We start from the raw sequence: 24,726 nt of genomic DNA, 5'->3' as shown, positions 1-24,726 counted from the left end.
CAATCCCGCCGCAAGCAGGTCCCAAATCGGACAGCGCCAAGGAACACATTCGGGGTCAACCGAAGGCCGGGATCGTCCATCCCCCATGAATGCGGGAAGGGCAGCCAGGTCCAAGGACCCACTTGGCCGTCGCCGGCCCCCGCCGGCGATGGACACCCAGAAGGCCGTTGACACCTATGTCCAGCGTTCCGGTTGGTCCCCTCCCCCCGCAAGGCGCCGTTGCCGGTGCCCTTGGCGGCTATCGCGCCGCCCGGTTCACCCCGATGGCAAAGCGCGCGATGGACATCGCCATCGCCGCCGCCGCCCTGATCGTGGCCGCGCCTTTCTTCCTTGTCGTGTCCCTGATGGTGCGCGCCGATGGTGGCCCCGCCTTCTACGCGCATCCGCGCGTCGGCCGCGGCGGGCGCATCTTCGGCTGCCTCAAGTTCCGCTCCATGGTGGTGGACAGCCAGGCGCGGCTCGATGCGCTGCTGGCCGCCGATCCGGCCGCCCGTGCCGAATGGGACGCCACGCGCAAGCTGAAGAACGACCCGCGCATCACCCGCGTCGGCCGCTTCCTGCGCGCCACCTCGCTCGACGAGCTGCCGCAGCTGATCAACGTGCTGCGCGGCGACATGGCGATCGTCGGCCCCCGCCCGGTCACGCTCACCGAGCTCGACTGCTACTACGGCGCGGCCGCGGCCCATTACCTGACGGTCCGCCCGGGCATCACCGGCCTGTGGCAGGTGTCGGGCCGGTCCGAGACCTCCTACGACCAGCGCGTGGCGCTCGATGTCGCCTATGTCTCGCAGCCCTCGCTGCTGGCCGACATGCGCATCCTGATCAAGACCCCGGTGGCGGTGCTGTCCCGCCGCGGCGCACACTGAGCCGCAAGGCTAACCAGGGTCCCATCCGATGACTGCTACGGCGTCCGAGGGCCCGGAAGACCGGGCCGGCGGACGCCGGCTTGTTTCCGGGGTGGTGTGGAACGCGCTCGGGCGCGGCATCCCGCTGGTCATCGCCCTCGTCATCACCCCGGTCCTGGTGCACCTGCTGGGCACCGACCGCTGGGGGCTGTTCACCCTCGCACTCGCCATGGTCGGCATCTTCGGGGTGTTCGACCTCGGCCTCGGCATGGCGCTGACGCGCGCGGTGTCGGAGGCGATCGGCGAGGGGCGCGGGCGCGACGCACCGGCGCTGGTGGGTGCGACGATCTACGCCCTGCTCGGCCTGTCGGCGGTGATGGCGGGGCTCGCCTATGCCTTCATGCCGGTGCTGATCCGGCACGTGCTGATCGTCCCGCCGGGGCTGGAGGCCGAGGCGCTGGCCGCCTTCCGCGTGCTGGCGCTGGCTGCGCCGCTGGTAGTGCTGAATGCGGCGCTGTGGGGCGTGCTGGCGGCCTGGCAGCGCTTCCGCGCGGCAAACATCGTCAACATGCCGGTCAGCGTCTTCTACTACCTCGGTCCCGTGCTGGCGCTGCTGGCCTGGGACAGCCTGGTGGGGGTGATGGTCGCGCTGGTGCTGGTGCGGCTGGTCAGCGGCATCGCCTATGCGGTGCTGGCCTGGCGCGACGTGCCGGCACTGGGGCTGACGCGCCCGCGTTTCGCCCTGCTGAAGCCGCTGCTGCGCCAGGGCGGATGGATGAGCCTGTCCGGCGCGCTGACCCAGATGCTTCTGTATGCGGATCGCTTCCTGATCGGCGCGCTGATCGGGCTGACGGCGGTGGCCTTCTATGCGACACCGCTCGACCTCGTCATGCGCATGTGGATCCTGCCCGTGGCGGTGGCGCAGGCGCTGCTGCCGGCCATCGCATCGTCCTACCGCACCGCGCCGGAGCGCACGGCGCTGCTGCTGCGACGTGGCGCGCTGATCGTCGCGGGGCTGGTGCTGCCGGCCTGCCTGGTGCTGGTCGCATTGGCGCATTGGCTGCTGTGGCTATGGCTCGGGACGGCATTCGCGGATGGCGGCGGGACTGTGCTGCGGATTCTCGGCGTCGGGATCTTCTTCTCCTGCCTCGCCTTCGTGCCCGGCGTGCTGCTGGATGCGATCGGGCGGCCCGAGGTAACGGCGACCTTCTCCCTGGTGCAGGCGGCCGTGTTCCTGCCGTTGGGTGCTGCGCTGCTGCTGATGATCGGAATCGAGGGCGCGGCCATCGCCTGGGCGGCCCGCGCGGCGACGGATTGCGCGGGGCGCTTCCTGCTGGCCGCGCGCTTCTATCCGCCGGCGGCCGAGGCCGGGCGCGCGCTGCTGCCGCTGCTGGCGGCGTCCGGCGCCGGGTTGGCGCTGATGGTGGCAGCGCCTGGCATCGTTCTGCCGGCGCTGCTGGGTGCGGCGACGCTGGCGGTCGTGGTCGTGCTGGGCTGGCGCGTCGCGCCGCAGGATGACCGCGCGGCGCTGCTGCGCCGGGTCGGACTGGCGCGCGCATGAGCGGCATCGCGATCAACGGCCGCTACCTGACCCAGGGCATGACCGGCGTGCAGCGTTTCGCGACCGAGATCGTCGCGGCCGCGGATGCGCTGGCCCTCGCCGGGGAATGGCCAGCGGCGCGGGTGCTGCATCCGCCGGGCGCGCGAGATGCCGGGTTGCGTGCGTTCACCGCCAAAGCGGTCGGCTCGCGATCCGGCCAGCGTTGGGAACAGATCGACCTGCCGCGCGCGCGGGGCGGCGATGTTCTGGTGAATCTCGGCAATACCGCGCCGCTCTTCGCCGGCGCCCGGCAGGCCGTGGTGATCCACGATGCCGGTGCCTTCGACACGCCGGAGTCCTACTCATTCGCATTCCGCACCTGGTACCGGCTGTTGCAGAAGCGGTTGGCGCGCAGCGGGGCGAAGATGCTGACGGTTTCGGAGTTCTCGCGCGCGCGGATCGCTTCGGCGGTCGGCGTGACGGAGGCATCCATTGGCGTGCTGCCGGAAGGCGGCGAGCATGTGCTGCGCATCCCCGCCGACACCACGGTACTGGCCCGGCACGGGCTGGAACCCGCGCGCTACGCGCTGGTGGTGGGCAATCCGGCAGCGCACAAGAATCTGTCAGCCCTGACGGCGGCGGCCGATGCGCTGGGGCGGCATGGGCTGGTGCTGGCCGTGGCGGGTGCCGCCGATCCGGCCGTGTTCCGCGCAGGCGGCGGCGTGGCGGCCGAGGCAGCGCGCGTGCTCGGCCGCGTCTCGGATGCCGAGTTGCGCGCGCTGTACGAGAACGCGCTCTGCCTGATCTTCCCCTCCCGCTACGAAGGCTTCGGCCTGCCGCCGCTGGAGGCCATGACCTGCGGCTGCCCCGTCATCGCCGCCCATGCCGGCGCGGTGCCGGAAGTCTGTGGCCCGGCCGCGCTGTGGTTCGACCCGGCGCAGCCGGCGACGCTGCGGGAGGCGCTGCTGCGCCTGATCGAGGAGGACGGGCTGCGCGAGGGCATGCGTCGCGCCGGGCTGGAGCGTGCGCGGGATTTCACCTGGGAGAAGGCCGCGCGCGAACTGCTCGCGCAGCTTCGGGAGTGCGGCGCATGAAGGTCGCCATCGTACATGAGTGGCTGGATTCCTTCGCGGGCTCCGAGCGCGTGGTGGAACAGCTGCTGGCCGAATGGCCGGAAGCGGATCTCTTCGTCCTGTGCGACTTCATGGCGGAGGAGGAGCGCGGCTTCCTGCTCGGCAAGACGCCGCGGGTGAGCTTCATCCAGCGCATGCCCTTCGCGCGGAAGCACTTCCGCAAGTATCTCGGCCTGATGCCGATCGCCATCGAGCAGTTCGATCTCTCGGGCTATGACGTGGTGCTGTCGTCGTCGCATGCCGTGGCGAAGGGCGTCATCACGGGGCCCGGGCAGGTCCATGTTTCCTACGTCCACAGCCCGATGCGCTACGCCTGGGACCTGCAGCACCAGTACCTCCGCGAGGCGGGCATGGAGCGCGGGCTGAAGGGTGCCTATACGCGCTGGCTGCTGCACCGGCTGCGCATCTGGGACCGCGCCAGCGCCCTGGGCCCGGACGTGATCTGCGCGAATTCCACCTACATCGCCGAACGCATCCGCAAGACCTGGCGGCGCGAGAGCATCGTCGTGCATCCGCCCGTCGATGTGGACCGCTTCGCTTTGCGCGAGGAGAAGGAAGGCTTCTACCTCACTGCTTCCCGCATGGTGCCCTACAAGCGCATCGAGATCATTGCCGAGGCCTTCCGCCGCATGCCGGATCGGCGCCTCATCATCGTCGGCGACGGCGCCAATGAGGCGCGCGTGCGCGAAGCCGCCGGCGGTGTGCCGAACATCGAATTCCGCGGCCGCGTCGGCACGGCGGAGCTGGTGACGCTGACTCAGGCCGCACGCGCCGCCGTCTTCGCGGCGGAGGAAGATTTCGGCATCGCCACCGTCGAAGCCCAGGCCTGCGGTACGCCTGTGATCGCCTTCGGGAAGGGCGGCGCCTGCGACATCGTGGTGGACGGGCGGACAGGCGTCTTCTTCCCCGAGCAGACGGCGGAGGCGATCATCACCGCCGTCGAGCGCTTCGAGACACTATCCTTCGCCCCGGCCGATTGCCGCGCCAATGCGGAACGCTTCAGCCATGGTGCCTTCCGCGCGGCGATGCGGCGCGTGGTGGATGGGGCGCTGCGATGAGGTTCTCGCTGGTCGTCGCGACGCTGGGGCGCGATGCGGATGTCGCGGCGCTGCTCGACAGCCTCCTCGCGCAGGGGCGGGCCGATTTCGAGGTCATCATCGTCGATCAGAACGACGATGACCGGCTCGGCCCGGTCGAGGCCGCCTATGCGCCCCGCGTCGCGCTGCGGCGGCTGCGGTCCTCGGTGCGCAATGCCAATCACGCGCGCAACCTCGGCCTGCGCCATGCGCGCGGGGCGATCGTGACCTACCCCGACGATGACTGCCTGTATCCACCGGGTGTGCTCGATCGTGTCGATGCGGCCTTCGCGGGCGATGCCGCCCTGCATGTGCTGACCGGGCCGGCGGCCTCGCCGGCCGGCGGGCTGGGATCCGGGCGCTGGCGGACGGAGAGCGGTCCGATCGACCTCGTCACCGTCTGGACCAGCGTGATCGAGTTCAACATCTTCCTTCGCCGCGAGACGGCGCTCGCGCTGGGCGGCTTCGACGAGGGCATGGGACCGGGCAGCCCCTTCGGTTCGGCCGAGGGCAATGACCTCGTCTGCCGCGCCATGGCGCGCGGGCTGCGGGCGCAATACGACGCCGATCTGCGCATCATCCATCCTGACAAACGGCTGTCCGATGTCGCGGTGGAGCGCGCGGAACGCTACGGGCGCGGCCTCGGCTTCGCGTTGCGGCGCAACGGCGCGCCGCTGTCGGCGCGCATGACCTTCCTTGTCCGCCCGCTCGGCGGCGCCGCGGCCAGCCTGCTGCGCGGCCGGATGCATAATGCCGGATATTACTGGATGACCTTCCGCGGCCGGCTCGCAGGCATGCGTGCCCCTGACGCTCGCAAGCCCGCCGCCATCGCGCCACTGACGGAGGCCGGCTGATGCGCATCGCCATCGGCATCGCCACGCGCGGCCGCCCGGCGATCCTGGCCGGCGTGCTCGCCGACCTGCAGCGCCAGACGCGGCAACCGGACCGCATCATCGTCTGCCACGTCACGCCCGAGGACGTGACGGGCTGCACCGGCGCCGAGTTCATCACCGCGCCGGCCGGCCTTCCGAAGCAGCGCAATGCGATCCTGGATGCCGCGACGGATTGCGACCTCGTGCTGTTCCTCGACGACGACTTCCTCTGCGCGCCGGACTACCTGGCAGTCACCGAGGCAGCCTTCGTCACGCATCCGGAGATGGTGGTCGCGACCGGCACCGTGGTCGCCGATGGCGCGAACGGGCCGGGCTATTCGCTGGATGAAGGCGCGGCCCTGCTCACCGCCGACATCCCGCCCGCCGACGCGACCGCCACTGCGCTGCATTTCAACGGTTATGGCTGCAACATGACCTTCCGCATGGCGACCGTGCGCGCGTACGGCATCCGCGTGGATGAACGCCTGCCGCTCTACGCATGGTACGAGGATATCGACGTGACGCGCCGGCTCGGCGAGCACGGCACCATCCTGCGCCTCGCCGGCGCGCGGGGCGTGCATCTGGGGTCGAAGTCAGGCCGGGTGAAGCAGTTGCGGCTGGGCTACTCGCAGGTGGTCAACCCGGTCTATCTCGCGCGCAAGGGGTCCTTTCCCTGGAGCCATGCCATTCCGAGCGCGGCGCGGCATTGCCTCGCGAACCTCGTCCGATCACTGAAGCCTGAACCCTGGGCGGATCGCTGGGGGCGGTTCCAGGGCAACATGATCGGGCTTTGGGACCTACTCCGCGGGCGCGCGACGCCGGAGCGCATCCTGGACCTGTAGCCGCCCGACCGGGCGGTCGGGCCACCCCCTTTCCCCGCGCGCGCAACCGGGCGAACATGCTGTCCATCCAAGCAGGAGGAAGCGACAGCATGACGCTCGAACCAGGCCGCCCACGGCCGGAACCCACACCCGAGACCAAGCATTTCTGGGACGGTGCGAAAGGCGGCAAGCTGCTGCTGCAGCGTTGCGGCGACACCGGCAAGGCGTATTTCCCGCCCCGCCCCTTCAGCCCCTATACCGGCACGCGCAACGTCGAGGTCTTCGAGGCCTCCGGCCGCGGCACGCTGCATTCCTACGTGATCCATCACCGGCCCGTGCCGGGCTTCAAGCCGCCCTACGCCATCGCGGTGGTCGAGCTCGAAGAAGGCCCGCGCATGATGACGAACATCATCGACTGCCCGCAGACGCCCGAGGCGCTGGTGCTCGACATGAAGCTGGAAGTCGCCTTCGTGCCGATGGACGACAGCATCACCCTTCCCCTGTTCCGCCCGGCGAAGGGAGCCTGACGCCATGACGATCAAGCCAGGTGAGATCGCCATCGTCGGCGCCGCAGAATCGACGCGCATCGGCACCGTGCCCGAGATGTCGCAGATCATGCTGCATGCGGATGCGGCGCTGAACGCGATGGCGGATGCGGGGCTGAAGCCGTCGGACATCGACGGCGTGGCCTGCGTCGGTCCCATGATGCCGCAGCAGATCGCCCACTACCTCGGCATCACGCCGAAATGGGTGGACGGCACCGGCGTCGGCGGCTGTTCCTTCATGCTGCATGTCCGCCACGCCGCGGCGGCCATCCATGCGGGCTATGCCAAGACCATCCTCATCACCCATGGCGAGAGCGGCAAGTCGCGCATCAACGCGACCCCGCGCCCGCCCGAGCCGCAGAGCCTGAACGGCCAGTTCGAGGCGCCCTTCGGCCCGATGGGTCCGCCCACGCTCTTCCCCATCCCCGTGCTGCGCTACATGAAGACCTTCGGCGTCACGCATGAGCAGATGGCGCAGGTCGCGGTCGTGCAGCGTGAATGGGCGGGGAAGAACCCGCGCGCCGCCTTCAAGGACCCGATCACCGTCGCCGACGTGCTGAACAGCAAGATGATCGCCTACCCGTTCCGGCTGCTGCAGTGCTGCCTGGTGACGGATGGCGGCGGCGCGCTGATCCTGACCTCCGCGGACCGCGCGAAGGATTTCCCGCAGAAGCCGGTCTACATCCTCGGCAGCGGTGAATCGGTCGAGACCACCATGGTCAGCCAGATGCAGGACTTCACGTCCTCCCGCGCCTTCCGCGTGGCGGGGCCGGAAGCATTCCGCATGGCCGGCATCAAGCACGACGACGTCGATCACCTGATGATCTACGACGCTTTCGCGCATCTGCCGATGTACGGCCTGGAGGACCTCGGCTTCGTCAAGCGCGGCGAGGCCAAGGACTTCATCTGGGAAGGCAACACCCGCCCCGGTGGGAAGCTGCCGCTCAACACCAATGGCGGCGGCCTGTCCTACACCCACACCGGCATGTACGGCATGTTCGCCCTGCAGGAGAGCGTGCGCCAGGTGCGTGGCATCGCCCCCGCCCAGGTGCCGGATGTGAAGATCAGCGTGGCGCATGGCGTGGGCGGGATGTTCTCCGCCTCCGGCACCGTCGTGCTGTCCAACCAGAAGCCCTGACCTGACGTTCCGGCCCCGCGGCAACGACCGCGGGGCCGGCACCAACAAGCAATCGATCGGGAGGATTCATCCATGACTGTCACGACGTCCCGTCGTGCCTTGCTCGCGGCTGGCGGCATGCTGCTCGCGGCACCTGCCGTGGCGCAGGCCGGCTTTCCCAACCGCCCCATCCGGCTGATCGTGCCCTGGCCGCCGGGCGGTTCGACCGACGGGCAACTTCGCGCGCTCGCCGAGGTTGCTTCGCGGATCATCGGCCAGCCGGTGATGATCGAGAATCGCGGCGGTGCCTCCGGCACGCTCGGTGCGCAGATGATGGCCGCCGAGGCGCGTGGCGATGGCTACATGGTCGGCCAGTTGCCGATCACCGCCTTCCGCTTTCCGATGATGACGTCGCGCCCGACCTGGGACTCGATGCGGGACTTCACCTACATCATCCACCTGACGGGCTACCTGTTCGGCGTGGTCGTGAAGGCCGACAGCCCCTGGCAGACCTGGCAGCAATTCCTCGACCACGCCAAGGCCAATCCGGGCAAGATCGCCTACGGCTCGCCGGGTGTCGGCAGCACATTGCACATCACCATGGAACGCATCGCCGCCGAGCGCGGCATCGAGTTCCTGCACGTCCCCTTCCGCGGCGGCTCCGACAATGCGCAGTCGCTGCTGAGCGGGCAGACGCAGGCGATGGCGGATTCCACATCCTGGGCGCCGCTGGTCGATGGCGGCCAGTTCCGCCTGCTGGTCACCTGGGGCGCGGAACGTGCCAAGCGCTACCCCAACGTGCCGACGCTGAAGGAGACAGGGACGGATATCGTCTCGGCGTCGCCCTATGGCGTGGCCGGGCCGAAGAACATCGACCCGGGGATCGTCCGTGTGCTGCACGACGCCTTCAAGCAGGCGCTGTACGATCCGGCGCATCGTGCCGTGCTGGAACGCTTCGATATGCCGCTGATCTACCTGAACAGCGACGACTATCGCGCCGCGGTCCAGAAGGTGATCGAGGAGGAAGGCGTCGTGATCCGCCGCCTCAACCTGACGATCAACTAGAGACCTTCGGCAGGTCGACCTTCCCGGTGTGGAGCTGCAGGCGGGAGAAGTCCGGCGCCTCCTGCCCCGCATCGCGGAAGGCCTGCTTCAGCGCGGCGATGTTCGGCGCCAAGATGCTTTCGCGGTTCGCGCTGACCCAGTCGCGCGATTTCTGCGGCATGGCGAGCGACCCCTGGAAGCGCGGCATCACCCAGCGGGCGAAAAGCTCGAAGGACCGCCACGTCGCCTCGCGATCCGCCCATTCATGGGCGCGGAACAGGATCCCGCCGGTGCCGCCATCGGTGTAGGACAGCAGCCGCTCGATCCCCGCCGCCACCGTCTCCGGCGAACCGACCAGCGTCGAGCCCTGCGCCAGGCCATCGCGCAGAGGGTCCTCGGATCGCATCGGCGGGCGGCCCAGCGTCTCGGAGAAATAGGTCAGCGTCTCCTGCGCTTCGCCGTGGCGCACATCGGCCAGCGCGCGCTCGTCATCCTCGGCGACGTGCAGGTTCACCACGAGGCGCCAGTTGCGCCGGTCCATGGTCTTGCCGTGCTTCGCCGCCTCGGCTTCCGCCATGCGCCACTGCTCGGCCAGCATCTTCGGCCCGCCATGCAGCCCCGCACCCAGCGAGAGCAGCCCGACGCCATGCTTGCCCGCCGCCAGCGCGCCGGACGGCGTGGTGGAGGACGCGACCGAGATCGGGAAGCAGGGCTCGGAATAGGGCGCCAGATGCAGCCGCGCATCGCGCAGCGTGAACCAGTCGGTCTCCATTGTGACCGGCTCCTCGCAGGCGAGGAGCTTCATGATCGCGGTCAGCGATTCATCCATCCGCCGCCGCTGATGCGACGGGTCGATCCCCATCATGTACGCGTCGGACACCAGGGCGCCCGGCCCGCAGCCGAGGATGATCCGCCCCTTCGTCATGTGGTCGAGTTGCACGAAGCGCTGCGCGACCAGCAGCGGGTGGTGATAGGGAAGGCTGGTCACACCGGTGGCCAGCGTGATGTTCTTCGTGCGTTCCGCGACCGCGCCGATGATGATCTCGGGGCTGGCGATGGTCTCCCAGCCGGCGGAATGGTGCTCGCCGATCCAGGCCTCGTCATAGCCGAGCTCATCCAGCCACTCGATCAGCTTCATGTCGCGCTCGATCGCGAGCGTCGGGTTGTCGCCAACCCGGTGGAAGGGCGCGAGGAAGATGCCGAAGCACAGGCGTCGCGGGGCCATGGACAATTCCCTTGTCGTTGCGTGGGTCAGGAGGCCCGACGCCGTCACATCGACGGCGGGTCGCCGGCGAGGAAATCCTCCCCGCCGTAATCGGCCTCGATCGGAATGCGAAGGTAGCGGCCTTCCGGCGTGTCGCGCTGGATCGGCTGCACCGTGACGACCGGCTTCGCGCGGGCGGCGGCGAAAGCCTCGGCGACGGAGTTGGTGCGCGCCAGCTTGTTCAGGTTCATCCGCGTCGGGAAGACGATCTTCTTGGTGCCGGCCTCCGCTTCGGCCAGCGCATCGGTCGGGCGGATCCAAACGCTGTCCACCGCCTCATGCCCATCATGCAGCGCGTCCTGGTCGGCCGGCGCGGCGGCGAGGAAGAAATGCGTGTCGAAGCGCTTCGGCACCGGGATCGGTGTGATCCAATGCGCGAAATGCGCGAGGCATGCGCAGTCCGGCACCAGGCCGCGGTCCGCGAGCATCGCGGCGAACTCACCCTCCGCCGCCGGCGGCGTGCCAGGCGTCGCGAGCAGGATGCCGCATTCCTCCCAGGTTTCGCGGATGGCAGCCACGCGGAAGGCTGCGTCGGCGTCGCCGCCGGCCAGCACGGCATCGGAGGCTTCGACCCGTCCACCGGGAAAGACGAGCGCGCCGGAGGCGAAGTCGATCTGGTGGTGACGGACCACCATGAAGACCTCAAGCCCGCCTGGCCCGTCGCGCAGCAGCAGGACGGTGGACGCGGGACGGGCTGGGACGGGGCTGGACATGGACACATTGCAGCGCGCCCGCGCCCCAGGGGCAAGGCGCGTTGACGCGGCGCCGGGGGCACAGCAGGCTTGCGCCGAAAACAAGGGAGTGGGCGGATGGCGCAGATCGAGCGCTGGGCACGGGAATTCCCAGGCAAGGTCGCGGCCCATTTCCCCGACCTCGGCACCAGCATCACCTATGGCGAGCTCGATACGCGAGCGAACCGCATCGCGCAGTGGCTGATCGGCATCGGCCTGCAGCCGGGCGAAGGCATCGCCATGCTGATGGACAACCGGCCGGAGTTCATCGAACTCGTCTACGCCTGCCGCCGCGCCGGGCTGTACTACACGCCGCTGTCGGTGCATCTGCGGCCGCAGGAAGTCGCCTATATGCTGACCGATGCGGCGGCGAAGGCGATCGTCGTCTCGCCCGGGCTGGCGGAGCTCGCGACGGCGCTGCTGCGCGAGGGCGCGGTGGGCAGCGTGCCGCGCTTCGCCGTTGGCGATGGTCTCGACGGCTATGACAGCTTCGAGGCCGGTGTCGGGCGCTATCCCGGACCGGCGGAATTGCCGCGGCGGCCCGTTGGGCGGGAGTTCCTCTATTCCTCCGGTACCACGGGGCTGCCCAAGGGCATCAAGCGTCCGATGCTGCCCTGGGAGAACCGCGACGCGCCGGATTGGGACATGACCTGGAAGTCGCTCTACGGCTTCGACACGGACACGGTCTACCTGTCGCCCGCGCCGCTCTATCACGCGGCGCCCCATGGCTATGCGATCCGCCGCACGATCGGGGAAGGCGGCACCTCGGTGGTGATGGCGAAGTTCGACCCGCTGCGCGCGCTGGAATTGATCGAACGGTACCGCGTCACCCACAGCCAATGGGTGCCGACCATGTTCGTGCGGCTGCTCGCGCAGCCCGAGGATGCGCGGCGGCGCTTCGACCTGTCATCGCATCGCTGCGCGATCCATGCCGCGGCCCCCTGCCCCGTCGCGGTCAAGCAGCGGATGATGGAATGGTGGGGGCCGATCCTGTGGGAATACTACGCGGGCTCGGAAGGCGTCGGCACCACTGTCGCCTCCCCACAGGATTGGATGGCGCGGCCGGGTACGGTCGGGCGGCCGGTGAACGGCGTGACGCTGCATATCTGCGACGATGACGGCAATGAGTTGCCGATGGGCGAGACGGGGCGCATCTGCTTCGAGGGTGCGCCGCGCTTCGCCTATCACAATGCGCCGGACAAGACAGAAGCAGCCTACAACGCGAAGGGCTGGGCGAGCCTCGGCGACCTGGGGCGCGTCGATGAGGATGGCTGGCTGTTCCTGTCGGATCGCCGCGCCGACCTGATCCTGTCCGGCGGCGTGAACCTCTATCCGGCCGAGATCGAGGCCGTGCTCGCGCGCCACCCGGCGGTGGCGGAGGTCGCGGTGGTCGGCATCCCGAACGAGGATTTCGGCGAACAGGTCCACGCCGTCATCGTCCCGCGCGATCCACGCGCGGATGAAGCCGCCTTGCGGGCGGAACTTGATGCGCTGTGTCGCGAGCACCTCGCCGGCCCGAAGCGCCCGCGATCCTGGGAATTCGCCGAGGAACTCCCACGCAGCGAGGCCGGCAAGCTGCTGCGCAGGATCCTGAAGGAACGCTACCTCACCCCGTCCTGAGCCCGAGCCGTTCCACGCGCTGGCGCTCCATCTCGTAGACTTCGAGCATGTTGCGCCCATAATCCTCGGCATTGAGGTATTCGACCGGCTGATCCAGCCGCCGCAGTACCGCAAGATGCGACGGATCGTAGAGCGCGGCCTTGAATCCATCATGCAGCGCAGCCCGGATCGCGGGGTCGAGACCCGGCGGCCCGGCAAGGCCATAGGGTGAGGTCACCACCATGTCGCGATAGCCGAGTTCGATCAGCGTCGGCACGGTGGGCCAGCGCGGCGATCGTTCGCGTATCCAGACATTGAGCATGCGCAGCCGGCCCTCATCGACCAGTTGCCCGATGCCGGAACCCGCCGCCTGCGCCTCGATATGCCCGCCCATGAGTTGAGGCGCGGCCTCGGATTCGCCGCGGAAGGGGACGTGGATCACCTCGATGTTCTCACGCGCGGCGAGATCGACCATCGTCAGATGCGGCGTGCCATTCGCGCCGGTATTGCCGATGCGGATCTGCCCCGGCCGGCGCCGCGCATCCGCCACCAGATCCTGCCAGGTCATGTAGGGGCTGTTGGCCGAGACCAGCACGCCGAACAGGTAGCCCGTCAGGTGGATGATCGGCGTGAAATCCTTGGTCACGTCATAGGGCATGCGCTGCATATGCGGCAGGCGCAGCACCGGCAGCGTGATCTGCGCGACCAGATACCCATCCGGCCGCGCCCGCGCGACCGCCGCGGCGCCGAGCGTGCTGCCCGCGCCGGGCCGGTTCTCGACCAGCACGGTCTGGCCGAAATGGCGTGTCGCCGCCTCGGCGAGGGCGCGCATCTGCACATCGGTCGCCCCGCCCGGCGTGAACGGCACCAGGATGGTGATCGGGCGGCTGGGGAAGCGTTCCTGTGCCGCGGCGCCGCGCACGACCGGCGCGGCCAACGCGGCCCCAATGGCGCTTCGGCGGGTGATCATCGTCATTGCTGTTCGTCCTCCCGGTCGCATTGCAAGCCGTGCGTCACAGCGTGCGCGCGATGATTTCCTTCATGATCTCCGAACTGCCACCATAGATCCGCCCGACCCGCGCATCGGCCCAGGCGCGGCCGATCTCGTAATCGGCCATGTAGCCATTGCCGCCATGCATCTGCAGGCAGTCGTCCAGCAGGCGGTTCTGCATCTCGGTGCCGAGCAACTTGGCCTGCGCGGCAAGTTCGATCGAGAGCCCCCCATTCATGTGAAGTGCCAGGCAATGATCGGCGAAGACGCGGAACATGGTGGCATTGGCGCGCAGTTCCGCCAGCTTGAAGCGGTTGTGCTGGAAGTCGAAGACTGTCTGGCCGAACACCTTGCGATCCTTGGCGTAGTCGATGGTCTTCTGCAGCATCACCTCCATCGACATCGCGCTGCGGATGGCGATGACGAGGCGTTCCTGCGGCAGGTTCCTGATGAGGTAGGAGAAGCCGGCATTCTCCTCACCCAGCAGATTGTCGGCGGGCACGCGGACATCGTCGAAGAACAGTTCCGAGGTGTCGGCGGCATGCATGCCGATCTTCTCGAGGTTGCGGCCCTTGGTGAAGCCCTTCGTGCCTTCCTCGACGCAGATCAGGCTGATGCCCTTGCGGCCAGCGCCGGGGTCGGTCTTGCAGACCACGATCACCAACCCGCAATTCTGGCCGTTCGAGATGAAGGTCTTGGACCCGTTGATGATCCAGTCCGACCCGTCGCGCCGCGCATGGGTCTTTACCGCCTTGAGGTCGGACCCCATGCCCGGCTCGGTCATGGCGATGGCGGTGATGATCTCGCCGCTCGCCATGCGCGGAAGCCATTCGCGCTTCTTGTGCGGCAGCGCGAATTCCTCGACATAGGGCACCACGATGTCCGAATGCAGCGGGAAGCCGATGCCGGAAGCATTGGTGCGCGCGATCTCCTCGATGATGATCGCGGCATAGCCGAAGTCAGCGCCCGCGCCCCCGTATTCCTCCGCCATCATGGGACACAGCAACCCTTCGGCGCCGGCCTTGCGCCAGACGTCGCGCGGGACGATCTCGGCGCGCTCCCAGTCGCGATGGAAGGGCACGATCTCACGCTCGAAGAAGCGCCGCACCTGGGTGCGGAAGATCTCGTGATCCGAAGTGAAGACGCTGCGCGCCATTCCCGCCTGCGGGGCTGCGGTATCCATGGACGTATCCCTCGTGCTTCTTGTCTTGGCGCGAGCCTACCGCGCGGTCGGCCCGCCTGTCAGCCGCCGCGAAGGGAGGCGATCTCGGCTGTGGAGAAACCCCACTCCGACAGGGCCGCATCGCCATCCGCGCCACGGGCGGGTGCGGGGGCCGGCACCGCCGATGGTGTGCGGGAGAAGCGCGGGCTTGGCGCCGGCTGCATCCCCGGCCCTCGCTCGAAGAAGGTGCCGCGCGCAGCGTTGTGCGGATGGCGCGGCGCTTCCTCAAGATCCAGCACCGGCGCGACGCAGGCATCGGTGCCGTCGAAGACCGCAGCCCAATGATCGCGTGGCTGCCCACGGAAAATCGCCGCGAACTCCGCCTTGATCGCGGGCCAGCGCGCTTGGTCGTCGCGGTCCGTGAAGCGCGCGGGATCGAGGCCGAGCCCCTTCAGCAGCAGCGCGAAGAATTGCGGTTCCAGCGCGCCGACCGCGACATACTTCCCATCAGCGCATTCATAGGTGTCATAGAAGGGGCAGGCGCCGTCGAGCCTGTTGCTCTCCCGCGCATTCTTCCACCGCCCCTGCGCGAACAGGCCGAAGAAGGGGCTCATCAGCATGGCGGAGCCATCCGTCATCGCCGCATCCACCACCTGGCCGCGCCCGCTGCGGTTCGCCTCGAACAGCGCGGCCATGATGCCAAAGGCGAGCAGCATGCCGCCGCCGCCGAAATCCCCCACCAGGTTTAATGGCGGCACGGGCCTCTCGCCCGCGCGGCCCATCGACCACAGCGCGCCGGTCAGCGCGATGTAGGTGATGTCGTGCCCCGCGACCTGCGCGAGAGGACCGTCCTGCCCCCAGCCCGTCATGCGGCCATAAACGAGGCGCGGGTTGCGCGCCTGGCAGGCCTCCGGCCCCAGGCCGAGGCGTTCCATCACGCCAGGCCGGAAGCCTTCCACCAGCACATCGGCGCGTTCCACCAGCCGCAGTACGGCGGCGATCGAGGCCGGCGCCTTCAGGTCCAGCGCCAGGCTGCGCCGGCCCCGCCCCATCACATCGGAAGGATGGCCGCCCGCCGGCCCCTCGGGGCGGTCGATACGTAGCACCTCCGCCCCCAGATCGGCGAGCATGGTGCAGCAGAAGGGGCCCGGCCCGATGCCGGCGACCTCCAGGACCCGAAGGCCGGCAAGCGGACCGGGCATCGCTCAGCGCCCCTCGAAGTTCGGCGCACGCTTCTCGCGGAAGGCGGCCTTGCCCTCGACGAAGTCGGCCGAGTTGCGGATCGCCGCCATGCGCTGGCCGTGGATCGCCATCTGCTCCGACGGGCCGCGCGGCAGGATCTCCTCCGTCACCATGCGCTTGATCTCGCCGAGGACCATCGGTGCCATGCCGCAGAGTTCCCGCGCCCATTCCTTCGCCTTGGCGAGCGCCTCGCCCTCCGGCACCACCTCATTCACCAGCCCGACGCGTTCGGCGCGCGCGGCGTCGATCGTCCGGCACAGCAGCGCGATCTCCATGGCGATCTTGTGCGGCACGCGGCTAACGAGGCCGGCGATCATCCCGCCCGTCAGGCCGAGCTTCGCCTCGGGGTAGTAGAACTTCGCGCTCGATCCGCAGACCATCAGGTCGCACATCATGGCGAGCACGATGCCACCGCCGACGCACCAGCCCTCGACTGCGCAGATCACGGGCTTGAGCGGCTTGAAGCCGACCGTGGGGATGGCCCGCCACAGCTCGGGCGGGTCGGCCACATCGGCGCCGAAGGTGAAGGCGCGCGTGCCGGCCGCTGTGATGATGGCGCAGCGCAGATCGGCGCGGCGCTCGAATTCCTGCATCACCACCTGCACCTGCTCGGCCATGGGCTTGCTGATGGCATTGCCCTTGGCCGGGTTGTTCAGCGTCACGATGCGGATCGGACCCTCGTCCGAGACAGTCACCAGTTCCACGTCAGTTCACTCCTGCTCCAGTACGACGGATAACCTCGGCGAAGATCGCGCGGTCGCCGGCGATGCGGTTGGCGAAGGCCTCGCCGGTCTCGAAGGCGGGGCGCAGCCCGCCGATCGCCATGCCACGGGCGACCTGCTCGGACTTCAAGGCTTCTTCCAGCGTCGCGGCGATGCGGGCACGCACCGCAGGCGGCGTCGCGGCCGGCGCGGCGATCCCGAACCAGGACATCGCCCCGCGATCGGCAAGGCCCACTTCCATCAGCGTCGGCACATCCGGGAATTCCGGGTGACGCTGGTCGCCGAAGCTCGCCAGGGCGCGCAACCGCCCCTCGCGCACCATGGGCAACGCGGCGGGATCGCAGATCATCTGGATGTGCCCCGCCACCAGGTCGTTCACCGAAAGGCCAGAGCCGCGATAGGGAACGTGTTCCAGCCGAACGCCCGCCTGTTCCCCGAAGATCTCGCATTGCAACTGAGTGATGGTGCCGTTGCCCGCGGACCCGAAGCGCAACTGCCCGGGATGCGCCTTCCCGTATGCGACCAGTTCCTGGATGGTGCGCGCGGGCACCGAGGGGTTGACCACGATGAAGGCATCCGATGCGGCGACGCGCGCAATGGGCGCGAAGTCGCGATCCACATCATAGGGCGGGCGCATCATCGTCGGACTTATGGTGAAGACCGCCGTGGGGAACAGCAGCAGCGTGTAGCCGTCTGGCCTTGCGCGGGACACCATCTCCGCCCCGATCGTGCCGCCGGCGCCGCCGCGATTCTCGATGACGATGGTTTCGCCGATGATGCGCGACCATTCCTGCATCAGCGGACGCGCGACATTGTCGGTGCTGCCGCCGGGCGGATAGGGCACGACGAGGGTGACCGGGCGCTGCGCCCAGACGGGCTGTGCCAGGGCAGGCCTGGCCAGCAGGCCGGCACCGATCAGCGACAGGGCGCGGCGATGAAGTCGGACGCTCATGGCGTGTCCTCCCCGGTCAGCGTCGCGCGGGCGTCGACGGCGATGGCCCCCTGCCCTGCCGCGCGCAGGATCAGCGGGTTGATGTCGAGTTCGGCAAGGCGCGGCCCGAGATCGGCCGCCAGCCAGGACAGCCGCATCAGCGCATCGGCCGCCGCATCCAGATCGGCTGGCGGCCGGCCGCGCAGGCCATGCAGCAGCGGCGCGACGCGCAGCCCTTCGATCAGCGCGCGCGCATCGGGCAGCGACAGCGGCGCTGGCGCGGTGCGGACATCATGCAGGAATTCCACCAGCACGCCGCCGGCACCCACCAGCACCATGGGGCCGAATTGCGGATCGCAGGTCGCACCGAGGAACAGCTCCGCCTCCCCGCGCGCCATCTCCTGCACCACGCAACCCTCGGCCGCTCCGGGTGCGGCGCGTTCCAGCGCAGCGATGACGTCGTTGAACGCGGTGCGGACGGCGTCCTCGTCGCGCAGGTTCAGCCGAACGAGGCCAAGGTCGGATTTGTGGACCACCGCACGGCTGACCCCCTTCAGCACGACCGGGAAGCCGATGTGCCGGGCCGCGGCGACTGCCTCATCGGCGGTCGCGGCGGATGCTTCGCGCGTGACCGGGATGCCATAGGCGGCGAGCAGACGTTTCGCCTCGCCTTCGGTCAGCGCACCGGAGGGCAATGCCGGTGCGGGGCCGCTGCCGCCGGGACGGATGGGCTGTAGCGCAGCGCGGCGCGCGCGGCCTTCTGCCTCGGCTTCCAGCGCGCGGATCACCGCGATGGCATCCGACATGCGGTCAAAGAAGGGGAAATCCGCAACCCGCATCACGTCCCGAGAGGCATCGCCGACCGCGCCAGCCGTCATCAGGTACAGCAGCGGCTTGCCACCCTGCCGCCCGAGCGGCGGAAACAGGGCCGTCCGCCCTGTCATGTCGGGCTGCGTCGTCATCGGCACCACGACGGCACCGACATCGGGATCGGCCATGAAGGCGCGGATGCAGTCGGACAGCCCGTCGCCGCTGGTGCCTTCATGGAAGGACCCGGTATCGACCGGCAGGGCGATATGCGTGTCCGGCATCCAGCGGCCGAGCACAGCGCGCGTCGCATCCGACATCTGCGCAAGGCGCAGCCCCGCGCCCGGCAGCATGTCCGCGAAGGTGACGGTGCTGCCGCCGGAGGATGCGATCGGCGCCAGCCCAAGCCCCGGCCGCGGCATCGGCGGCAGGCGGATCGCCGCGTCGCAGGCCAGCACCATGGCCTGCGGGTCCTCCATCACCACGGCGCCGGCGTCGCGGCAGATCGCCTCGAAGGCCGGGAAGGCGCCGGCGAGGCTCGCGGTGTGGGACCGCGCGGCCTGGGCGCCGGCCTCACTGCGCCCGGCCTTGACGATGAAGACCGGCTTGCGCGCGGCGCGCAGCAGGGCACGGAAGCGCGCCGGGTCGCGCAGGCCCTCGATGTACAGACCGATGACGCGCGTCGCCGCGTCCTCCACGAGGTATTCGAGGAAGTCCTCGAGCCCCAGGTCCGCCTGGTTGCCGACCGAGATGCAGCGGCTGAACCGCGCGCCATGATGGCGCCCGAAGGACAGCAGCGTGCCCATCAGCGCGCCGGACTGGCTCACCATGCCGATTCCACCCGGCGCGTAGTCAGCTTCCTCCAGCGCGAGAGAGGAGGACAGCATCGCACGATCGACGGGGTTGAAGATGCCGAGGCAGTTCGGCCCCACCAGCCGCATTCCGGCTTTGCGCGCGGTGGACAGCACACGATCCTGCAGCGCCGCACCTTCGGGTCCGGCCTCCGCGAGCTTGCCGGTGATGACGATGCAGGCGCCGACACCGGCCGCCGCGCAATCGGCGATCTGCGCTTCCAGCGATGAGGCCGGCACGGCGAGGATCGCGACATCGGCCGCGACCGGCGCGGCGCTGACGCGCGGGAAGGCCGGCAACCCGCGAATCATCGCGCGGTTCGGATTGATCGGCAGGATCTGGCCAGGAAATCCGTGCTTCTGCAGATAATGGATGACCCGGCCGCCGAACTTGCCGACATCATCCGACGCCCCGACGACCGCCACCGATCGCGGCGCCACGATGCGCGCGATGGGCAAGGGCCGCCCCGGTTTCGCTTCCTCCACGCCCGTCTCCATATGCGGGTTATGGATGGAGGCTAGGACAGTCCCGCCGGCGCGTCAGCCCACCGGATCGGCGCGGAAGCCATGTCCCCAGCGCGACAGCCGCGCCCGCGAAGGCGAGGGAAAATGCGCGAAACACAGCAATGTGCGCGCTTCGCAGGCACATTCGAGGACGCGACGGCGCGTCTTCGCCGCCAGCGTCGGATCCCAGTCGGCACGCATCGAGATCTCGGGATAGCGCGCCTGCAGCGGCGAATGGATCAGGTCGCCGGTGAACAATGCCTCATGGTCGCCGCCACCGACGCGCAGCGCGACATGGTGCGGCGTGTGGCCGGGCGTCGCCTCCAGGCGGATATTGTCGGCGATGGCGTGGTCGTCGGCAACCATCTCGGCGCGACCGGCCTCGACGATCGGCAGCACGGAATCGGCGAAGGGCAGCACCGGTGCCTTGGCGTTCTCCGCATTCCAATAGGCGAATTCCTGCGCGGAGAAGACGTAGCGCGCCTTCGGAAAGGTCGGCACCCAGCGGCCGTTCTCGAGCCGCGTATTCCAACCGACGTGATCGACATGCATGTGGGTGCACATCACCAGGTCGATGTCCTCCCCTGTCAGGCCGAGCGTGGCGAGCCCGCGCATATACGCCTCCCCGCGCAGCCGGTTCCAGAAGGGGTGGTTCGGCCGGTCCTTGTCGTTGCCGACGCAGGTATCCACCAGGATGGTGTGGTGTTTCGTGCGGATCACCCAGGACTGGATGGCAAGGATCAGCTTGCCGGTCACCGGGTCGAGCGCCGTAGGTTCCAACCAGGCGCGGTTCTCCGCCAGCAAATCCTTTGTCAGGGTCGGGAAGAAGGTCAGTGGATCGAAGAGCGGTGTCTCCTCCTCGATGATGCGCTGGACCGTGATGTCGCCGAGTGCGAAGCCGTTGGTCATGACCTCTTCCCTTCCCTAGCGTGCGTCATGCTCGCGCGGCGCGCGAAGCAACACGATGCCGACCACCAACGCCGGCAGGCCGCAGACGGTGAAGCCGAAGCCGTAGCTGCCGGTGACGATCAGCACGGCCGAATAGACCAGCGGCAGCAGCAGCCCGCCCAATTGCCCGAAGGACAGCACGCCGCCCGTCGCCGCACCACGCTGGCCGGGTGGGGCGAGCCGCGCGGCTTCCGCCAGCAGCACCCCGTGCCAGGACATCACCGTCGCGCTCAGCGCGGTCGCCACCACGCCCACCAGCACCAGCGGCCAATGCGCACCGAGCAACGCCATGGCTGCCGTGCCGCCCGCCATGCCAAGCGCCAACCAGCACATCACCATGGCCGGTTCCACCCGCCCGCTGCCGAGCCAGCCCCAGAAGATGCGCCCCGGCACCGCGATCACCATGGCGACTGAGAACACCAGCCCTGCCGCGGCCAGGCCGTGGCCAAGCTCGGTCAGCGCCACCACGAAATAGGAGGTGAAGACCGTCTGCAGCCCATTGAAGGCGAAGCATGCGAAGGCGAGCCGGCGCAACTCTGGCGCCCCGAGCACCGACAGGATGGTGGTGTGGAAATCCGACAGCCGAAACGCCTGGGTCGGCACGCGATCGGCATCGAATTCGGTCCGCAGCGGTTCCAGCATCGCGGCGAAGACCAGGCAGGACAGGGCGCCGATCAGCATCGCGCCGCGCCATCCGGTCAGGCCGGTGAGCCACGGCCCGAGGATGCCGGCAAGCAGCAGCCCGGCCGGCACCGCTGTCTGCTTGATGGAAAAGACCAGCGGCGCCTGCCGCGGCGGGGCATAGCGCCCGAGCAGGTGGGAGCTCGCCGGCGTGGACATCGCCGCCGCGCCGCCGCCGATCACGCCCGATACCAGAAACAGCGCCGCCGGCCCGACCGTGGCCAGCGCGATGCCGAGGCCGAGCAGCACCAGCGCCACCTGGCTCATCCGCATCGCGCCGTAGCGCAGGATGAAGCTGCCGCAGCCGAGCTGGAACAGCAGCGCCGACAGCGCCGCAGCGCCGACATAGACGCCAAGCCAAGCCGGATCCAGCGCGAGATCGGACAGGATCGCCGGCGCGATGATCGGCGGCAGCGACCGGCCCAGCGTCGCGAAGGTCTGCTGGAGGAACATCGCCGACAGCACGATGAGCAACAGCTTCGTTGATCGGTCGGCGCGCATCTCGCTCCGCTTCTTCGACGCATCCCGCCGGCGCGACGACGCCCGCGCAGCAGGATAGGCGCAGCCGGGTGGTGCTGCGAAGCCCCGCCCGATCAGGCCGCGCGCAGCGACGCGATCATCGCCAAGGCCTCTGCCGGCAGCGAGCCGCGATTGATGGCGGCGACCGCGTGGTCGAGTTCCGCGACGCTCGCCGTCCCGACGATGGCGGTCGCGATCTGCGCGGGCATCGCGGCAAACCGCAGGGCGAGTTCCACGAGGTCGCGCGCATGTCCGGCCTCGACCACCGGCGTCAGCTGCCGCGCCGCCGCGACATCCGCCGCGTAGCTCGCACCCGAGGCGATCGGTTCGACTGTCGCCGCGCCGACCGGGCTGCGCGCTTCCGATCCGCTGAGCGCCCCGCCGGCCAGGATGCGGATCGCCATCACTCCGACACCGGCCGTCGCGGCATACGCGATGCGGCCGCCGAGGTCGGGCATGGCGGACCCGGCGGGCAGCGGCGCGATGCCGCTCGGGTTTAGCAGGTTGTAGGGCATCTGCGCAGTAGCGAAGCCGCCTTCCTCCAACGCGCGTCCAATCGCCGGCGCATCGCCGAGGCCGGTGATGCCGTAGCAGCGGCATTTGCCCTGGTCCCGCAAACGCCGCAGGACGGGAACGGCCTCGTTCAGGATCTGCTCGACGGTGAAGGACAGCACGGCACCATCCAGCGTGATCGGGTTGTGCAGCTGATAGATATCGACGGTGTCGCGCCCGAGGCGTGCCAGGCTGCCCTCCAGCGAGGCCGCGACGGTGCCGGCGATGTCCCCACGCTGCTGCGGATAGATCCGCACCTTGGTGCCGACGACGACATTCGCGCGGAGCGCCTTCAGCGCGCGGCCGAGATTGGTCTCGGACACGCCCTCCCCATAGGCAAAGGCCGTGTCGAAATAGGTGATGCCATGATCGATGGCGCGACCGATGGCGTGGTCCTGTTCGGCCGCGCCGCCCTTCACCATCAATCCGCCGATCGCACCGCAGCCATAGCCGAGCACGGAGACGGCAATGCCGGTCCGCCCGAGTTGCCGCTGTTCCATGCGCCGTTGCCTCCCTGATGGACGCCTGTGCCGGTCCTAGCCCAGCGCCCGCAGCGCGTCGTCCAGCGCCGCCTGGGACTCACGGATCGCGAAGGCGACGCGGTTACGCGCGCGCAGCGCATCGACGGCGGCGAACTTCTCCGCATCGCTTCCGGGTGCGGTCGCCGCCAGGTCGCGGATCGGCTGCAGCGCCGCCCAATCTGGCATGGGCAGCGCATGCGGGTGCAGGAAGCGCTCGCCCGCCGCGTAATCCGCCGGCACCAGCGCGCGGGAGACGCGCATCAGCGCCGCATTCACCGCGGTCGCTGCCGACGGGGATGCCGTGGCCGCGCGCTGCGTCACCGCAGCCGCGCTTTCCTTCAGCCGCGTCGCCGCAGCAAGCAGCGGCGTCAGCGCGAACCGGCCGGCCAGCTTCTCACTCAATGGCGCCAGCTCATCGAGCAGAGTCTGCGCCATCGCCGCGTGATCGAGCGGCACGACGGTGTCGGACAACAGCCGCCACACCACCTGGCCCAGCACGCGCGCGTCGCGCACCTGGTTCGCCTCGTCCACCTTGTCGATCAGGTCGTGCGGTGTGTGCCACCACCAGCCGAGCGCATTGCGCGCCGCCGCATGCTTCGCGGCCTGCTCGCTGATCGTGCCGAACATGGACGGGATGCCGATGCCGACGAAGCTGTCGTCGCTGCTGCGGTTCTTGCGCTTGCCCTTGTAGATCTGGTTGGTGTGCTGCGTGACCGATTCAGCCGCGAGATGGTGCAGTTCCGCCATCGAGGCCGTGTTGGCCAGCACCGTCGCGCCGACGCCGCCCAGGCTGTCCACATTCACATGCGCGACGCAGCGGCGGTCGAGCTCATCCCAATGTGCATCGGCATACCAGGCAGACCCCGAATAGCGCCCATGCGAATGGCCAGACCAGAAGCAAACACGCAGCCCGCGCTTCATCTGCCCCCGTCGTTGCGCGCAGAGCCGCGCCACCTCCATCATCCCGGCATTGGCTGAGCCATTGTCCATCACGCCGAAGTACCAGGTGTCGTGATGGCCCGAGAGCAGCACGAAGGGATCCTCCGCGCCGCCGGGACCATCGAGATCGGCGACCAGGATCGGCGTCTTGCGCCAACCGGTATCGACCTCCGCGTTCAGCGTCACCACCGGCTGCTTGCCGGCGGCGAGCGCATCGCGGATCGTGCCGCCATCGGCATCGTTCACCGAGCAGACCACCGTCGCCGGCATGCCGGGAAGCGTGCTCGCCCCCGGGCTGCCCCAGACCGGGGAGATGCACATCTCGTGGATGTGTTCATGATGGCTGATGTGCAGATGCCCCGCCGCGCCGGCGCGCGTCGCGCGCTGCGCGGTGGCCGGCGTGGCCATGCCTTCCATCAGCAGGATGCGGCCACGCAGATCCTTGCCGGCGAAATCGGCCTCGCTGCCATGGCCGATATAGACGGGCACGCCCGACAGGCCGCCGGGCGGCGAGGATTGCGAGAAGGATTGCGTGATCGCCGTGACCGGCTTGCCGTCCACCAGCACGCTCGCCTTGCCGGGCAGGCTGATGAAGGCATCGTGCAGGATCACCTCGGTGCGGAAACCGTAGTCCTTCATCCGCTGATCGAGGAAGCCGAGTGCCTCCCGCTCCTCCGCCGTGCCGGAGAGTTTCACCCAGCGCGCAATCTCGCGCAGATTGGCCATCATCTCCGGGCCGCTGACATCGGCGGTCAGTGTGTCGGGCATG

General features: G+C 69.2%; 22 protein-coding genes. 10 read left to right on the top strand and 12 right to left on the bottom strand.

The window, feature by feature from the left end; genetic code table 11:
• Positions 1-176: 176 nt before the first annotated feature.
• From AC2YHJ_RS02365 to AC2YHJ_RS02325, 9 genes are all read left to right on the top strand, one after another.
• Positions 177-866 carry a sugar transferase gene (locus AC2YHJ_RS02365; protein WP_487393715.1) on the top strand — a complete coding sequence of 230 codons (690 nt, stop codon included), beginning with the start codon at positions 177-179 and terminating at the stop codon, positions 864-866.
• 28 nt (positions 867-894) lie between these two features.
• Positions 895-2,406, top strand: a complete 1,512-nt coding sequence (locus AC2YHJ_RS02360; RefSeq protein WP_487393714.1) for a flippase — start codon at positions 895-897, stop codon at positions 2,404-2,406.
• Positions 2,403-3,479 carry a glycosyltransferase family 4 protein gene (locus AC2YHJ_RS02355; protein ID WP_487393713.1) on the top strand — a complete coding sequence of 359 codons (1,077 nt, stop codon included), beginning with the start codon at positions 2,403-2,405 and terminating at the stop codon, positions 3,477-3,479. The genes AC2YHJ_RS02360 and AC2YHJ_RS02355 overlap by 4 nt, the downstream gene beginning before the upstream one ends.
• Positions 3,476-4,576: a glycosyltransferase gene (locus AC2YHJ_RS02350; protein WP_487393712.1), complete on the top strand. Its 1,101-nt coding sequence runs from the start codon at positions 3,476-3,478 to the stop codon at positions 4,574-4,576. The genes AC2YHJ_RS02355 and AC2YHJ_RS02350 overlap by 4 nt, the downstream gene beginning before the upstream one ends.
• Positions 4,573-5,448 carry a glycosyltransferase family 2 protein gene (locus tag AC2YHJ_RS02345; RefSeq protein ID WP_487393711.1) on the top strand — a complete coding sequence of 292 codons (876 nt, stop codon included), beginning with the start codon at positions 4,573-4,575 and terminating at the stop codon, positions 5,446-5,448. The genes AC2YHJ_RS02350 and AC2YHJ_RS02345 overlap by 4 nt, the downstream gene beginning before the upstream one ends.
• Positions 5,448-6,308: a glycosyltransferase family 2 protein gene (locus AC2YHJ_RS02340; RefSeq protein WP_487393710.1), complete on the top strand. Its 861-nt coding sequence runs from the start codon at positions 5,448-5,450 to the stop codon at positions 6,306-6,308. Before AC2YHJ_RS02345 ends, AC2YHJ_RS02340 begins: the two co-directional genes overlap by 1 nt.
• Before the next feature lie 89 nt (positions 6,309-6,397).
• Positions 6,398-6,814 (top strand): Zn-ribbon domain-containing OB-fold protein, encoded by a 417-nt coding sequence (locus tag AC2YHJ_RS02335; protein WP_487393709.1) that lies wholly within the window; start codon positions 6,398-6,400, stop codon positions 6,812-6,814.
• Positions 6,815-6,818: 4 nt separating this feature from the next.
• Positions 6,819-7,970 carry a thiolase C-terminal domain-containing protein gene (locus AC2YHJ_RS02330; RefSeq protein ID WP_487393708.1) on the top strand — a complete coding sequence of 384 codons (1,152 nt, stop codon included), beginning with the start codon at positions 6,819-6,821 and terminating at the stop codon, positions 7,968-7,970.
• 72 nt (positions 7,971-8,042) lie between these two features.
• On the top strand, positions 8,043-9,014 hold the full coding sequence (locus AC2YHJ_RS02325; protein WP_487393707.1) for a tripartite tricarboxylate transporter substrate binding protein: 972 nt from the start codon (positions 8,043-8,045) through the stop codon (positions 9,012-9,014).
• Here AC2YHJ_RS02325 and AC2YHJ_RS02320 read toward each other — a convergent pair.
• Both AC2YHJ_RS02320 and AC2YHJ_RS02315 read right to left on the bottom strand, forming a co-directional pair.
• Positions 9,007-10,218, bottom strand: a complete 1,212-nt coding sequence (locus AC2YHJ_RS02320; protein ID WP_487393705.1) for an LLM class flavin-dependent oxidoreductase — start codon at positions 10,216-10,218, stop codon at positions 9,007-9,009. The genes AC2YHJ_RS02325 and AC2YHJ_RS02320 overlap by 8 nt on opposite strands.
• 44 nt (positions 10,219-10,262) lie before the next feature.
• Positions 10,263-10,970 (bottom strand): NUDIX hydrolase, encoded by a 708-nt coding sequence (locus AC2YHJ_RS02315; RefSeq protein WP_487393704.1) that lies wholly within the window; start codon positions 10,968-10,970, stop codon positions 10,263-10,265.
• Positions 10,971-11,066: 96 nt separating this feature from the next.
• Here AC2YHJ_RS02315 and AC2YHJ_RS02310 point away from each other — a divergent pair, with 96 nt between their 5' ends.
• Positions 11,067-12,608: an AMP-binding protein gene (locus AC2YHJ_RS02310; protein ID WP_487393703.1), complete on the top strand. Its 1,542-nt coding sequence runs from the start codon at positions 11,067-11,069 to the stop codon at positions 12,606-12,608.
• Here the strand turns inward: AC2YHJ_RS02310 and AC2YHJ_RS02305 are convergent.
• The 10 genes from AC2YHJ_RS02305 to AC2YHJ_RS02260 form a co-directional block, all read right to left on the bottom strand.
• A complete protein-coding gene (locus AC2YHJ_RS02305) occupies positions 12,595-13,563 on the bottom strand; it encodes a tripartite tricarboxylate transporter substrate binding protein (RefSeq protein WP_487393702.1) in 969 nt (322 codons plus the stop codon). The two genes, AC2YHJ_RS02310 and AC2YHJ_RS02305, sit on opposite strands and share 14 nt — an antisense overlap.
• 37 nt (positions 13,564-13,600) lie before the next feature.
• The gene (locus AC2YHJ_RS02300) at positions 13,601-14,761 is read right to left on the bottom strand and encodes an acyl-CoA dehydrogenase family protein (protein ID WP_487393701.1); all 1,161 of its coding nucleotides are present in this window, start codon (positions 14,759-14,761) and stop codon (positions 13,601-13,603) included.
• Between the two features lie 59 nt (positions 14,762-14,820).
• Complete coding sequence (locus tag AC2YHJ_RS02295) at positions 14,821-15,942, bottom strand: CaiB/BaiF CoA transferase family protein (RefSeq protein ID WP_487393700.1); 1,122 nt, start codon at positions 15,940-15,942, stop codon at positions 14,821-14,823.
• 3 nt (positions 15,943-15,945) lie between these two features.
• The gene (locus AC2YHJ_RS02290) at positions 15,946-16,686 is read right to left on the bottom strand and encodes an enoyl-CoA hydratase/isomerase family protein (RefSeq protein ID WP_487393699.1); all 741 of its coding nucleotides are present in this window, start codon (positions 16,684-16,686) and stop codon (positions 15,946-15,948) included.
• Between the two features lies 1 nt (position 16,687).
• The gene (locus AC2YHJ_RS02285; protein ID WP_487393698.1) at positions 16,688-17,656 is read right to left on the bottom strand and encodes a Bug family tripartite tricarboxylate transporter substrate binding protein; all 969 of its coding nucleotides are present in this window, start codon (positions 17,654-17,656) and stop codon (positions 16,688-16,690) included.
• A complete protein-coding gene (locus AC2YHJ_RS02280) occupies positions 17,653-19,779 on the bottom strand; it encodes an acetate--CoA ligase family protein (RefSeq protein ID WP_487393697.1) in 2,127 nt (708 codons plus the stop codon). The genes AC2YHJ_RS02285 and AC2YHJ_RS02280 overlap by 4 nt, the downstream gene beginning before the upstream one ends.
• 54 nt (positions 19,780-19,833) lie before the next feature.
• Entirely contained in the window at positions 19,834-20,706 is an 873-nt protein-coding gene (locus AC2YHJ_RS02275; RefSeq protein ID WP_487393695.1) for an MBL fold metallo-hydrolase, read from the bottom strand.
• 15 nt (positions 20,707-20,721) lie between these two features.
• Complete coding sequence (locus AC2YHJ_RS02270) at positions 20,722-21,927, bottom strand: MFS transporter (RefSeq protein ID WP_487393694.1); 1,206 nt, start codon at positions 21,925-21,927, stop codon at positions 20,722-20,724.
• Positions 21,928-22,019: 92 nt separating this feature from the next.
• The gene (locus tag AC2YHJ_RS02265) at positions 22,020-22,997 is read right to left on the bottom strand and encodes an aldo/keto reductase (RefSeq protein ID WP_487393693.1); all 978 of its coding nucleotides are present in this window, start codon (positions 22,995-22,997) and stop codon (positions 22,020-22,022) included.
• A gap of 36 nt (positions 22,998-23,033) precedes the next feature.
• Positions 23,034-24,725 (bottom strand): M28 family metallopeptidase, encoded by a 1,692-nt coding sequence (locus tag AC2YHJ_RS02260; RefSeq protein WP_487393691.1) that lies wholly within the window; start codon positions 24,723-24,725, stop codon positions 23,034-23,036.
• Position 24,726: the final 1 nt, after the last annotated feature.

Source organism: Roseomonas sp. SRI_022, from assembly GCF_057586215.1.
Note: the sequence above shows the minus strand (reverse complement) of the source record. Positions and strands in the feature narration are given on the sequence as shown.

Coding starts and splice junctions, on each gene's coding strand:
- AC2YHJ_RS02365 (WP_487393715.1), top strand. CDS start 177: ATGTCCAGCGTTCCGGTTGGTCCCCTCCCCCCGCAAGGCGCCGTTGCC.
- AC2YHJ_RS02360 (WP_487393714.1), top strand. CDS start 895: ATGACTGCTACGGCGTCCGAGGGCCCGGAAGACCGGGCCGGCGGACGC.
- AC2YHJ_RS02355 (WP_487393713.1), top strand. CDS start 2,403: ATGAGCGGCATCGCGATCAACGGCCGCTACCTGACCCAGGGCATGACC.
- AC2YHJ_RS02350 (WP_487393712.1), top strand. CDS start 3,476: ATGAAGGTCGCCATCGTACATGAGTGGCTGGATTCCTTCGCGGGCTCC.
- AC2YHJ_RS02345 (WP_487393711.1), top strand. CDS start 4,573: ATGAGGTTCTCGCTGGTCGTCGCGACGCTGGGGCGCGATGCGGATGTC.
- AC2YHJ_RS02340 (WP_487393710.1), top strand. CDS start 5,448: ATGCGCATCGCCATCGGCATCGCCACGCGCGGCCGCCCGGCGATCCTG.
- AC2YHJ_RS02335 (WP_487393709.1), top strand. CDS start 6,398: ATGACGCTCGAACCAGGCCGCCCACGGCCGGAACCCACACCCGAGACC.
- AC2YHJ_RS02330 (WP_487393708.1), top strand. CDS start 6,819: ATGACGATCAAGCCAGGTGAGATCGCCATCGTCGGCGCCGCAGAATCG.
- AC2YHJ_RS02325 (WP_487393707.1), top strand. CDS start 8,043: ATGACTGTCACGACGTCCCGTCGTGCCTTGCTCGCGGCTGGCGGCATG.
- AC2YHJ_RS02320 (WP_487393705.1), bottom strand. CDS start 10,218: ATGGCCCCGCGACGCCTGTGCTTCGGCATCTTCCTCGCGCCCTTCCAC.
- AC2YHJ_RS02315 (WP_487393704.1), bottom strand. CDS start 10,970: ATGTCCAGCCCCGTCCCAGCCCGTCCCGCGTCCACCGTCCTGCTGCTG.
- AC2YHJ_RS02310 (WP_487393703.1), top strand. CDS start 11,067: ATGGCGCAGATCGAGCGCTGGGCACGGGAATTCCCAGGCAAGGTCGCG.
- AC2YHJ_RS02305 (WP_487393702.1), bottom strand. CDS start 13,563: ATGACGATGATCACCCGCCGAAGCGCCATTGGGGCCGCGTTGGCCGCG.
- AC2YHJ_RS02300 (WP_487393701.1), bottom strand. CDS start 14,761: ATGGATACCGCAGCCCCGCAGGCGGGAATGGCGCGCAGCGTCTTCACT.
- AC2YHJ_RS02295 (WP_487393700.1), bottom strand. CDS start 15,942: ATGCCCGGTCCGCTTGCCGGCCTTCGGGTCCTGGAGGTCGCCGGCATC.
- AC2YHJ_RS02285 (WP_487393698.1), bottom strand. CDS start 17,656: ATGAGCGTCCGACTTCATCGCCGCGCCCTGTCGCTGATCGGTGCCGGC.
- AC2YHJ_RS02275 (WP_487393695.1), bottom strand. CDS start 20,706: ATGACCAACGGCTTCGCACTCGGCGACATCACGGTCCAGCGCATCATC.
- AC2YHJ_RS02270 (WP_487393694.1), bottom strand. CDS start 21,927: ATGCGCGCCGACCGATCAACGAAGCTGTTGCTCATCGTGCTGTCGGCG.
- AC2YHJ_RS02265 (WP_487393693.1), bottom strand. CDS start 22,997: ATGGAACAGCGGCAACTCGGGCGGACCGGCATTGCCGTCTCCGTGCTC.
- AC2YHJ_RS02260 (WP_487393691.1), bottom strand. CDS start 24,725: ATGCCCGACACACTGACCGCCGATGTCAGCGGCCCGGAGATGATGGCC.